Raw genomic sequence first — 11,026 nt, 5'->3', positions numbered from 1 at the left:
ATTGATGCGAAAAAGAGATGTGCAATTTATCTCAGTTAAACAAGACAAATTGCAGCAGGAACAGAGAATCAGCGTTTAGCGGTCTCTGTTATTAACATAAAATAATTTTTTGTACGTTGTAAGTGGTAGCACAATGGCTACCACAAAGTACGGAGTGTGTGATGAAGCTACCTATCTACTTAGATTATGCTGCGACGACGCCGGTTGATCCTCGCGTGGCAGAAAAAATGATGCAGTGCATGACTATGGACGGCATTTTTGGTAATCCAGCGTCTCGTTCTCACCGTTACGGTTGGCAAGCTGAAGAAGCTGTTGATATTGCTCGTAACCAGATTGCAGACCTGATCAATGCCGACCCGCGTGAAATCGTATTTACGTCCGGCGCAACAGAGTCTGACAACCTAGCGATTAAAGGTGTTGCTCACTTCTACCAGAAGAAGGGTAAGCACATCATCACCAGTAAAACAGAACATAAAGCCGTTTTAGATACGTGCCGTCAACTTGAGCGTGAAGGTTATGAGGTTACTTACCTTCAGCCAGAGCCTAGCGGCCTTATTCCAATTGCTATGATCGAAGCGGCAATGCGTGAAGACACGTTACTTGTCAGCATTATGCATGTTAACAACGAAATTGGTGTGATCCAAGACATCGATGCAATTGGTGAACTTTGTCGTTCACGTAAAATTGTATTCCATGTTGATGCAGCTCAAAGTGTGGGCAAAATTCCAGTAGATGTGCGAAAGACAAAAGTTGATCTGATGTCTATTTCTGCTCACAAGATGTATGGCCCTAAAGGTATCGGTGCATTATATGTAAGCCGTAAGCCTCGCATTCGTTTAGAAGCGGCTATGCACGGTGGTGGTCATGAACGTGGTATGCGCAGTGGCACATTAGCTACGCACCAGATTGTTGGTTTCGGTGAAGCGGCTGCTATCGCAAAAACTGATATGGAATCAGATAACGAGCGCATTCGTCGTCTACGCGATAAGTTGTGGAATGGTATCAATCACATTGAAGAGACTTATATCAATGGCGATATGAACCAAAGATATTGCGGTAGTTTAAATGTCAGCTTTAACTTTGTCGAAGGTGAGTCTTTGATGATGGCGCTTAAAGATCTTGCTGTTTCTTCAGGCTCTGCATGTACTTCTGCTAGCTTAGAACCTAGCTACGTGCTTCGTGCTCTTGGTTTAAATGACGAAATGGCTCATAGCTCGATTCGATTCTCATTGGGTCGCTTTACGACTGATGAAGAGATCGATCATGCAATAGAAACAATTAAAGAATCTATTGGTAACTTAAGGGAAATGTCTCCGCTTTGGGAAATGTTCCAAGACGGTATTGACCTGGACTCAGTTCAGTGGGCACACCACTAACCTTAACGAATAGATAAACTGGAGTAGTATCATGGCTTATAGCGAAAAAGTAATAGATCATTATGAGAATCCACGCAACGTTGGTTCGTTTGATAAAAACGACACCTCAGTTGTCACTGGAATGGTCGGTGCACCTGCCTGTGGCGATGTAATGAAGCTACAACTGCGCATTAATGATAATGGGATTATCGAAGATGCTAAGTTTAAGACATACGGTTGCGGCAGCGCGATTGCGTCTAGTTCATTAGTCACTGAATGGGTAAAAGGCAAAACAGTTGAAGAAGCCGGTGCAATTAAAAACACCGACATTGCTGAAGAGCTTGCGTTACCACCTGTGAAAATTCATTGTTCGATTTTGGCTGAAGATGCCATTAAAGCTGCTCTGGATGAGTATAAAACAAAGCAATCGAAGTAATACCTGGAGTTAAGATGGCAATTAGTATCACTCCCGCAGCGGCAGACCGAGTTAAGAGCTTTCTGGTTAGCCGCGGCAAAGGTCTAGGCTTACGTTTAGGGCTAAAAACATCAGGCTGTTCTGGTATGGCTTACATACTGGAGTTTGTTGATGATTTGAATGATGACGATGAACTATATGATATCGATGGTGTAAAGATCATCATTGATGCTAAGAGTTTTATCTATCTTCAAGGGATTGAGTTGGACTTCATTAAAGAAGGCCTTAACGAAGGTTTCCAATTTAACAACCCTAATGCGAAAGGTGAATGTGGTTGCGGTGAAAGTTTTACCGTATAAGCTTTGAAAGTTAAACTATGAATTATTTTGAGCTGTTTAGTTTATCTCCTTCCTATGATGTCGACACCGCCATCCTTGCAGAGCGCTATCGCGATCTGCAAAGGGCGGTTCATCCCGACAAATTTGCTAACGCAAGTGAACAAGATAAACGCTTGTCAGTACAACGTACTGCACAAATCAATGATGCCTTTCAAACATTGAAAAACCCAATCCAACGCGCTGAGCACTTATTGGCCCTTAAAGGGTTAGAGTTGAGTCACGAGTCTACTACGCTTAAAGATACTCAATTTTTAATGCAGCAGATCGAATGGCGAGAATCTCTTGAAGAGATTGGCGATAGTGATGATCCTGAAGCGGAAATAGAAGGGCTTTATGCTTCTTTTGATGCGTTTGCAAAGCCGATCACAGCAGCGCTAAAAGTGTTACTGCTGAGTGATTTGGAATCTGATCATTTGCAGGCAGCGGACCAAATTCGTAAACTTAAGTTTATGGCAAAATTACAAGACGAGTTGGCAAGAGTGGAAGACGCGCTCTTAGATTAGCCCGCTGGTTTTTATTTTATAATTCTGTTGGCTCAATAACCTTGAGCCAACATTTTTTTAAGTTGGATATATATGGCACTTTTGCAGATAGCAGAGCCTGGACTGACCGCAGCTCCCCACCAACACCGTCTCGCAGTGGGCATTGATTTAGGCACAACCAACTCGCTTGTTGCTGCCGTTCGAAGCGGCGTGGCTGGCACCTTAGCAGATGAGAGCAATCTTCATTCATTGCCGTCAGTTGTTCGATATACCCAAGATGCAATCTTTGTTGGACGTGAAGCTGAAGCGTTTTCAGCTCAAGACCCACAAAACACCATTGTGTCGGTTAAGCGTTTCATGGGCCGTAGCCTAGAAGATATTAAATCTGGTAGCCAAACGTTCCCTTATGCTTTTGAAGCGAGTGAGCACGGGCTGCCTATCTTTGTAACACCTCAGGGTAAAGTTAACCCTGTACAAGTTTCTGCAGAAATCTTAAGACCGCTGGTCCAGCGTGCTGAAGCGTCACTTGGCGGTACCTTAGAAGGCGTGGTGATTACCGTGCCGGCCTATTTTGATGATGCACAGCGTCAAGGTACTAAAGATGCAGCTTCATTAATTGGTGTTAAAGTGCTGCGCTTATTAAATGAACCGACGGCAGCGGCAATCGCTTATGGATTGGACTCAGGTAAAGAGGGAATCATTGCTGTTTATGATCTCGGCGGCGGCACATTCGATATCTCTATTCTTCGTTTGAACAAAGGGGTATTTGAAGTATTAGCAACGGGTGGCGACTCTGCGCTCGGTGGCGATGATTTTGACCATATGCTACAAAGTTACTTCCAGCAGGAGTGGTCACTAGCAGAAATTAGTGCGAGCTTAAGTCGTAAATTGCTAATAGAAGCTCGTCGCGTTAAAGAAGCATTAACGGATAGCGATACCACGACGGCAAGCGTTGTCGATGATAATGGATTTGAGCTGTCGTTAACGGTTTCTCGTGCGACTTTTGACAGCATGATCAGCAAGCTAGTGAAGAAAACTGTTTCAAGTTGTCGTCGTGCACTGCGCGATGCTGATGTGAGCAAGGAAGACGTGTTGGAAGCGGTCATGGTAGGTGGTTCAACTCGAGTACCATTGGTTCGAGAAGAAGTGGCTAATTTCTTCGGGAAAAGTCCTTTGACATCAATTGACCCTGACCGTGTTGTCGCTATTGGTGCAGGTATTCAAGCTGATATTTTAGTGGGTAATAAGCCTGAGTCAGACTTGCTACTATTAGATGTTATTCCGCTATCATTAGGCGTTGAAACCATGGGCGGATTGGTTGAAAAGGTGGTGTCTCGTAATACCACTATCCCAGTGGCTCGTGCTCAAGAGTTTACCACTTTTAAAGATGGTCAAACTGCCATGGCATTTCATGTAGTGCAAGGCGAACGAGAACTCGTTGCTGATTGTCGCTCATTGGCTAAATTTACGCTTAACGGGATCCCGCCATTAGCCGCAGGGGCTGCTCATATTCGTGTGACATTCCAAGTCGATGCGGATGGATTGCTTAGTGTTACGGCAATGGAGAAGTCCACAGGCGTTAAAACGAGCATTCAGGTTAAGCCGTCATTTGGTTTATCGGATACTGAAATCGGCGCGATGCTACGAGATTCAATGGCAAATGCGGAGGAAGATATTACCCGCCGTATGTTAGCTGAAAAACAGGTCGAAGCTGCGAGAGTATTAGAATCACTTAATGCCGCTCTGAGCAAAGATAGTCAACTGCTCACGGCTGATGAACTCGTTTCAATTAAGCACTTTATGGCTTCGTTAGCGCAGCTAGCGAGTGAACAAGACACCGATGCTATCGAAAAAGCAATCGAAGCATTAGATACCGTAACGCAGGATTTTGCTGCTAAGCGTATGGATAATTCAATCAAACTGGCACTCAAAGGCCAGTCCGTTGACAATATATAGGTCCCAATATGCCACAAATAGTATTTTTACCGCATGAAGAATTATGCCCAGATGGTGCAGTTGTAGAAGCCAATGAAGGTGAAACGGTATTAGACGTTGCTTTGCGTAACGGTATTTACATAGAACACGCTTGTGAGAAGTCTTGTGCTTGTACAACCTGTCACGTTGTTATCCGTGAAGGGTTTGATGAACTTGAACCAAGTGACGAACTGGAAGATGACATGCTTGATAAAGCATGGGGCTTAGAGCCTGAAAGCCGTCTTTCGTGCCAGTCTAAAGTGCCGGCATCTGATTTGGTTGTTGATATCCCGAAGTACACTATTAATATGGTGAGTGAAAGTCAGTAGGCTGTCACTACAAAATATAAACCAGTAGCTTGTCTACTGGTTTTTTTTGCAAAAAGTTAAGGGGCTTTTGATCTTTCACGGTTGTTTTTGCCGCAGTTTATTGGCTATTTTGACAAGGCGGAGGCTATGTCGTTTAGTCATTCTCCACAAATAGCCTACAACACAGTAAAAATAGCCAAGAAGCGCGGCCCTTCGGGTCCGTTTCAATACTTTTAGTCTTTTATGGCTAGAATGCGTTACGAGCTTTTCGCTTAGCCAGCTAAGCATCATCGCTCAAGCCTTGTACTAAAATCATTGAATTCGAACAAAAACTAAGCTCGAAAGATCAAGAGCCCCTAGTATTAATGCCACAATTTCCTTCACCATAAAGAGTTTGGTTTATACTTAGATCATGTTGAATCGTTGGAGTCGGATATGGTACTTAAATGGATTGATTCGCAAGAGATCGCATTAGCGCTACTGGAAAATTATCCAGATGTTAACCCTGAATCTATTCGATTTACCGAACTATGTGATTGGGTGATAAAGCTTGAAACATTTGAAGACGATCCGGACCATTGTAATGAACGTATTTTAGAAGCAATTCAAGCTCACTGGATTGATGAAAAGTGAGACTAATTGTCATTACTTGTTCAAGCTGTTGTGATCTAAATCATGTAAGTTGACATCTAATAAGTGAAATAAACGTAGGATTGATCAACATCAAGTTCACCTTCCGTGTTTGATTTTAGGCTTACATCACTGTTATGACTTTACTACGCAAAGTGGTAAAAGTGATATGTTTCAGCCATTCATCAAAGGAACGTCAATATGAGCAAGTTTCTAATACTCACCTTATCATTACTCACTCCAACCTTAGCATTTGCACATGAAGGTCATGGCGGCGTTGGGTTGTTCCATCACTTTATGGATATTGCACCCGCACTGGCATTGTTAGTTGTGATTGCCGCAGGCTTTATATGGGTGAAAAAGCACAAGTAAATACTACTAATAGCGGCTTAACTCATCACTTAAATGATTAAATCAGAAGCCAATTTTTAAGGCATTCACTTATGAACTGTGATCTGATTGGCTTTTATGCATTTCTAAATACGACTTATCTCTATTTGATAGCACTATAAGGGTAGGCAATTAGGCATTAATTTCGTATAATCCGCGCGAAATTAAAAACCCGTTTATTTAAGAAGGAAGCTTTTCATGGCTATCGAACGTACTTTTTCTATCATTAAGCCTGATGCTGTTGCAAAAAACCACATTGGCGCTATCTACAACCGTTTTGAAACTGCTGGCCTGAAAATCATCGCTTCTAAAATGGTTCACCTAAGCCAAGAACAAGCTGAAGGCTTTTACGCTGAGCACAGCGAACGTCCTTTCTTCGGTGCACTAGTTGCATTCATGACTTCTGGTCCTATCATGGTTCAGACTCTTGAAGGCGAAAATGCTGTTCTTGCACACCGTGAAATCTTAGGTGCTACTAACCCAGCTGATGCTGCGGAAGGTACTATCCGTGCAGATTTCGCTGAAAGCATTGATGAGAACGCGGCACACGGTTCTGATTCAGTTGCATCTGCTGAGCGTGAAGTAGCATACTTCTTCAGCACTGAAGAGCTTTGCCCACGTACTCGTTAATTTGAGACGTAGCTAAGATTTAAGAAAAGGAGCCTTATGGCTCCTTTTTTATTTGTCGCTCAATAGTTTCAGCTGGGATACTACCTTTCAATGGCGGGTATAGCACCTTATTCAAGGTGACTGCTCATCCCCAGAGGTCGTGGCGGCAAAATCAACCATTCAATCATTCAACCATTCAACCATTCAACCATTCAACCATTCAACCATTCAACCATTCAACCATTCAATCATTCAATCATTCAATCATTCAATCATTCAATCATTCAATCATTCAATCATTCAACTACCTAGCGGTTCATATATTACTCTGTTTTGGCTTCTGCTGGCTAAACCGTATCTATAACGTTCACCGGTTAAGCACGTATAGTATCAAAAAGCCTGTCCTTTCCTCCTTTGACCTATGCATGTGGTTGAGGGGCTTATGTGTCCAAAATTAGAATAGGAAATCTTAAGGTAACAACGGATAAGGAGGCTTTATTGGTAACTGAGCAGTCAGCTTTGTTGAAGTAAGAGTGTCCGTGCTATTTCATATATTAAGAATGTAAAACAAAAGCAGCTTGACACTTAATATTAGTAATGTTTGATTTATTGGTTGTTAATATAAAACTGAGAGTGTCAACACTACTGATATCGCTGATACATTATCATGTAGCTAGTATCCGTAATGTGTAAAATGTATCAGCTATGTATTTAATTTGTATTAATTATGTTTATTATTTGTATATTTATTTGTTTATTGTAATGTTTGTGGTTTTAAGTTTTTACTTGTTCAAATGTTCTGTATGTAGCTGTCATATTTGTGTTATTTCGTTTTGATCTTTTACATTAACAATTTGAATTGTTAATATTAGGTTGCGAAATGGTAATTTTAAACACTATTTTGTAACATCTGGTTGTATATTAACCTGCTTTTGACTGTTTTATTTTAAGTCGATGATTTTATTTATTTTTATATCATTATTGTTCCGTTTGTTTTTTGTGATTTGTATCAATTTATATCATCTACGTTGTGTGTATGTAATAACTGTTGACACTATTGGTTATATTTAACAGTATAAGGGATAAGAAATAACTTCTTATTAATAATAAAATAAAAAATATAACTATTTTCACACTTAGTGTTGAAATTTGAAGGGAAATATATGAACTCAATGACCTTAACTGCAAGTGCAATACGTAAAAGCTTTATTGCTATTGCTGCTAGTAGTGTTGCCTTATCTGGATTTGCTTTAGCAGAAGATGCTGCTGAAGGAAATACAGCAGAAGAGAAAGTAGAACGAATTCAAGTTACCGGTTCACGTATTAAACGTGCAGATTTGGAAACATCTAGCCCAGTCACGGTTATTGATGCCTCTGCAATTCTTGCATCTGGCGCAACCTCTATTGATGACATACTGCAGCAAATGACGTCAACGGGCGGTGCGATGGTGAACGCGGCCGTTAACAACGGTTCAGGTGGTGATGCAAGTATCAACCTACGTGGTCTAGGTTCAAACCGTACTTTGGTGTTGGTCAATGGCCGTCGTATGATTGCATCAGGAACGGGCGCAGCATCAACTGTTGATTTGAATACCATTCCAGTATCGATGATCCAACGCGTTGAAGTGCTAAAAGATGGTGCTTCAGCTATTTATGGAACGGATGCCATCGCTGGCGTTGTTAACGTGATTTTGAAGCGTGATTTTGATGGCTTTGAAATGAACGTGCAAACAGGTATGTCAGGTCATGGGGATGCAGATGAATCAAGCATTGATTTTACAATAGGCAATACGTTCGATAAAGGTAACGTTGTCATCAATGCTCAGTACACTAAACGTGGTGAAGCTAGCCAAGCAGATCGTGATTTTTCTAATTGTCCAATCGCTGAAACAGGGGCTGCTGGAGATAAGAGTCTTTATTGTGGTGGTAGTTCATACGCACAAGGTGGGCATGTCTGGGGAGACATGAACTTTGGTATTACTCCGACAGGTCCTGATAAAGAGTATGCTATTGGTGATTCTGGTGAGTATGGTGAATACGTTGACAATGGCGAAGGCAAAGCAAAATTTAAATACTTTGATGGAAAATCCGAAGCTGATTTAAGTGGTCGTGGTGGTGAATACCATGATTTTAAAAATGATGATAAATATAACTACGCTAAAGATAGCTACTTATATACTCCTATGGAGCGTTTGAACCTGTCTTTCTCTGGTACTTACGAGCTATCTGATACCATCACATTCTTCTCTGAGGCTATGTACTCTAAGCGTTGGTCTGAACAACAAATGGCTCCACAGCCAATTTGGAATAATTCTGCTTGGGAATATAAGCCTAAGGCAGCTGGCGGTTTCATGACCGATGACCTTCTTCCTTGGGTAAAAGCAGGTGAAGAATTAAGCTATGGTCGTCGTATGGTTGAATCAGGTTCTCGTGATTTCTCACAAGTTGTTGATACAGTTCGTGTTGTAGTTGGTCTAGAAGGTGAGTTTGCTAATGGTTGGACATGGGACGCCTCTTACAACAAAGGTAAGAACGATTCTGTAGACACCCTAGCTAACTTGCATAACATCGGTTCAATCAATGACGCTGTTTTAGAAGGTGATTTTGACCCATTCCTTCAGTCTTCTTGGGAAGGCGAAAGCATTGCTCCATTTATTTACACTGAAGTAAATAGCGGTGGCAGTGAGTTAGATATTGCTTCAGCAACAATTTCTGGTGATATTGTTGATTTGCCAGCGGGTACTATGGGCTTTGCAGCGGGTTACGAATACCGTAAAGAATCTGCACATTACACGCCAGATTCACTAACTGCTCAAGGTTTAGCGAACGATCCACGTGTTGAAGCTACAGCTGGTTCTTTTGATGTTAATGAAGTTTATGCAGAAATTGCGATTCCATTACTAAGCGATTTACCATTAGCACAGCAAGTAGATTTAAGTGCAGCAATGCGTTATTTCGACTACAGCACATTTGGTTCTGATAATACTTGGAAAGTGGGTTTAACTTGGCGTGTATTTGATGACTTAATGATCCGTGGTGGTCAATCTACTGCATTCCGTGCACCAACAGTAGATGAGTTGTTTGGTGGTAAGTCTCCATCATTTGATCAAATTGTTCACCCTGCAACAGAGCAAACTCAAGCAGAAGTGACCGTTGGTGGTAACCCACTACTAACACCAGAAGAAGCGGATATCACAACTGTTGGTTTAGTTTACTCGCCAAATTTTGTTGACGGTTTATCGTTTACTCTTGATTACTATGATATTGCAATCTCAAACACAATTACTTCAGTTGATTCAAACTACATTGCTAATCAGTGTTTAGATGCAAACGGTAGCACGATCAATACAGGTACCGCTTTATGTCAAGCATCTAATATCTCAATCGATGCTACAGGCCGTATTAAGTTTGATAATGGTTTACAAAACATTGGTGAAACTAACACTGCTGGTTACGATATCAATGTTGCTTACGCTTTCGAAGGCTTAGGACTAGATTGGAAAGCAGGTCTTGATACGTCGATTCTTGATAAATATGAAGAATTTGACCAAGACGGTAACGCTGTTGACTATAAAGGTTACATCACTGGTGGTGTAGGTGCTTACGCTGAGTTCAAAACAAACTTTAACTTAAAAGCGTCAGGCGATGATTGGTCTGCAACATACGAAGCGCGTTATATCGACGGCATGGATTCATTTGCTTGTAAAGATGATACAGCAGGTTGTTATGCTCCTTCAGTTGACTCAATTGTTTATCATGATCTATCAGCAACGTATGATGTAACAAATACAGTTCGTCTATCGGGCGGCGTTAACAACATTCTAGATGAAGAGCCACCGTACTACACTGGTAACAACGATTCAAATACCGATCCGTACACTTATGATGTACTAGGTCGTTACTTCTTCGTAAGAGCAAGTGTTAAGTTCTAAAAATAGTTATTTAAGTAAGATTTAGACATTAAAAAACCTCCTTAATTGGAGGTTTTTTTGTAAGAGCCAACGAATGCTCTAAGAAGTAAATAGACAAGAGTTAATGGTTTAGTCTTAACTCTTGACGATGTTCGCGTTTATATTGGCTAGTACAGCTTAAACATCGCTGTTCAAGTGGATTAGCGACTAACAGTTCTGCTTCGATTTCAGATTCACAATCAGAGCACACGCCATACAAACCAATGTCCAGTTGGCAACAAGCTGCATCGAGTTGCATCAACTTAAAAAATAATGGGTTATCGCATAAGTGAGCTTGAGTCATTATTTCAATGAGCTCACAAAGGGAATAATTATGCTTGTCCATTAGCTTGGCTTGGATATCTGGGTGCGCACCAATCTTCTGCCTTAACTCCGATTCTATATCGGATAACATTTGTTTGATTTGGTTGGTACTCACGGCTTTGCCTACAATTATTGACTTCACGGTTTATCAGTCTAAACATGTCACGATCGCAGGTAATGACGAAGATCAA

At 41.3% G+C, this 11,026-nt stretch carries 11 protein-coding genes; 10 read left to right on the top strand and 1 reads right to left on the bottom strand.

The window, feature by feature from the left end:
* The first annotated feature begins 161 nt into the window (after positions 1–161).
* The 10 genes from CXF82_RS09255 to CXF82_RS09210 all read left to right on the top strand — a co-directional run bounded on the left by CXF82_RS09255 (position 162) and on the right by CXF82_RS09210 (position 10,493).
* The gene (locus tag CXF82_RS09255; RefSeq protein ID WP_101089047.1) at positions 162–1,376 is read left to right on the top strand and encodes an IscS subfamily cysteine desulfurase; all 1,215 of its coding nucleotides are present in this window, start codon (positions 162–164) and stop codon (positions 1,374–1,376) included.
* 31 nt (positions 1,377–1,407) lie between these two features.
* Positions 1,408–1,791: a Fe-S cluster assembly scaffold IscU gene (iscU, locus tag CXF82_RS09250; protein ID WP_101089046.1), complete on the top strand. Its 384-nt coding sequence runs from the start codon at positions 1,408–1,410 to the stop codon at positions 1,789–1,791.
* 14 nt (positions 1,792–1,805) lie between these two features.
* Positions 1,806–2,129: an iron-sulfur cluster assembly protein IscA gene (iscA, locus tag CXF82_RS09245; protein ID WP_101089045.1), complete on the top strand. Its 324-nt coding sequence runs from the start codon at positions 1,806–1,808 to the stop codon at positions 2,127–2,129.
* Positions 2,130–2,146: 17 nt separating this feature from the next.
* Positions 2,147–2,671 carry a co-chaperone HscB gene (gene hscB, locus CXF82_RS09240; protein WP_101089044.1) on the top strand — a complete coding sequence of 175 codons (525 nt, stop codon included), beginning with the start codon at positions 2,147–2,149 and terminating at the stop codon, positions 2,669–2,671.
* 72 nt (positions 2,672–2,743) lie between these two features.
* On the top strand, positions 2,744–4,606 hold the full coding sequence (gene hscA / locus CXF82_RS09235; RefSeq protein ID WP_102044069.1) for a Fe-S protein assembly chaperone HscA: 1,863 nt from the start codon (positions 2,744–2,746) through the stop codon (positions 4,604–4,606).
* An 8-nt stretch (positions 4,607–4,614) separates the two neighbouring features.
* Entirely contained in the window at positions 4,615–4,953 is a 339-nt protein-coding gene (gene fdx, locus CXF82_RS09230; RefSeq protein WP_101089042.1) for an ISC system 2Fe-2S type ferredoxin, read from the top strand.
* A 414-nt stretch (positions 4,954–5,367) separates the two neighbouring features.
* On the top strand, positions 5,368–5,565 hold the full coding sequence (gene iscX, locus CXF82_RS09225; RefSeq protein ID WP_101089041.1) for a Fe-S cluster assembly protein IscX: 198 nt from the start codon (positions 5,368–5,370) through the stop codon (positions 5,563–5,565).
* Positions 5,566–5,763: 198 nt separating this feature from the next.
* A complete protein-coding gene (locus tag CXF82_RS22305) occupies positions 5,764–5,934 on the top strand; it encodes a hypothetical protein (RefSeq protein WP_180961106.1) in 171 nt (56 codons plus the stop codon).
* A 216-nt stretch (positions 5,935–6,150) separates the two neighbouring features.
* Positions 6,151–6,582: a nucleoside-diphosphate kinase gene (gene ndk, locus CXF82_RS09220; RefSeq protein ID WP_101089040.1), complete on the top strand. Its 432-nt coding sequence runs from the start codon at positions 6,151–6,153 to the stop codon at positions 6,580–6,582.
* A gap of 1,142 nt (positions 6,583–7,724) precedes the next feature.
* Positions 7,725–10,493, top strand: coding sequence for a TonB-dependent receptor (locus CXF82_RS09210; RefSeq protein ID WP_180961105.1), 2,769 nt, complete (start codon positions 7,725–7,727; stop codon positions 10,491–10,493).
* Positions 10,494–10,593: 100 nt separating this feature from the next.
* On the opposite strand, the gene CXF82_RS09205 is transcribed toward CXF82_RS09210, so the two are convergent.
* On the bottom strand, positions 10,594–10,950 hold the full coding sequence (locus CXF82_RS09205; RefSeq protein ID WP_101089130.1) for a TraR/DksA C4-type zinc finger protein: 357 nt from the start codon (positions 10,948–10,950) through the stop codon (positions 10,594–10,596).
* Between the last annotated feature and the right edge of the window lie 76 nt (positions 10,951–11,026).

It is taken from the genome of Shewanella sp. GutDb-MelDb (assembly GCF_002836075.1).
Classification (GTDB): Bacteria; Pseudomonadota; Gammaproteobacteria; order Enterobacterales; family Shewanellaceae; genus Shewanella.
This window is presented reverse-complemented; position numbering and strand designations above follow the sequence as displayed.

Excerpts from the sequence above, each read along its gene's own strand:
- CXF82_RS09210 (WP_180961105.1), top strand. The coding sequence starts at position 7,725 with ATGAACTCAATGACCTTAACTGCAAGTGCAATACGTAAAAGCTTTATT.
- ndk (WP_101089040.1), top strand. The coding sequence starts at position 6,151 with ATGGCTATCGAACGTACTTTTTCTATCATTAAGCCTGATGCTGTTGCA.
- iscU (WP_101089046.1), top strand. The coding sequence starts at position 1,408 with ATGGCTTATAGCGAAAAAGTAATAGATCATTATGAGAATCCACGCAAC.
- hscA (WP_102044069.1), top strand. The coding sequence starts at position 2,744 with ATGGCACTTTTGCAGATAGCAGAGCCTGGACTGACCGCAGCTCCCCAC.
- iscA (WP_101089045.1), top strand. The coding sequence starts at position 1,806 with ATGGCAATTAGTATCACTCCCGCAGCGGCAGACCGAGTTAAGAGCTTT.
- CXF82_RS22305 (WP_180961106.1), top strand. The coding sequence starts at position 5,764 with ATGAGCAAGTTTCTAATACTCACCTTATCATTACTCACTCCAACCTTA.
- fdx (WP_101089042.1), top strand. The coding sequence starts at position 4,615 with ATGCCACAAATAGTATTTTTACCGCATGAAGAATTATGCCCAGATGGT.
- CXF82_RS09255 (WP_101089047.1), top strand. The coding sequence starts at position 162 with ATGAAGCTACCTATCTACTTAGATTATGCTGCGACGACGCCGGTTGAT.
- iscX (WP_101089041.1), top strand. The coding sequence starts at position 5,368 with ATGGTACTTAAATGGATTGATTCGCAAGAGATCGCATTAGCGCTACTG.
- hscB (WP_101089044.1), top strand. The coding sequence starts at position 2,147 with ATGAATTATTTTGAGCTGTTTAGTTTATCTCCTTCCTATGATGTCGAC.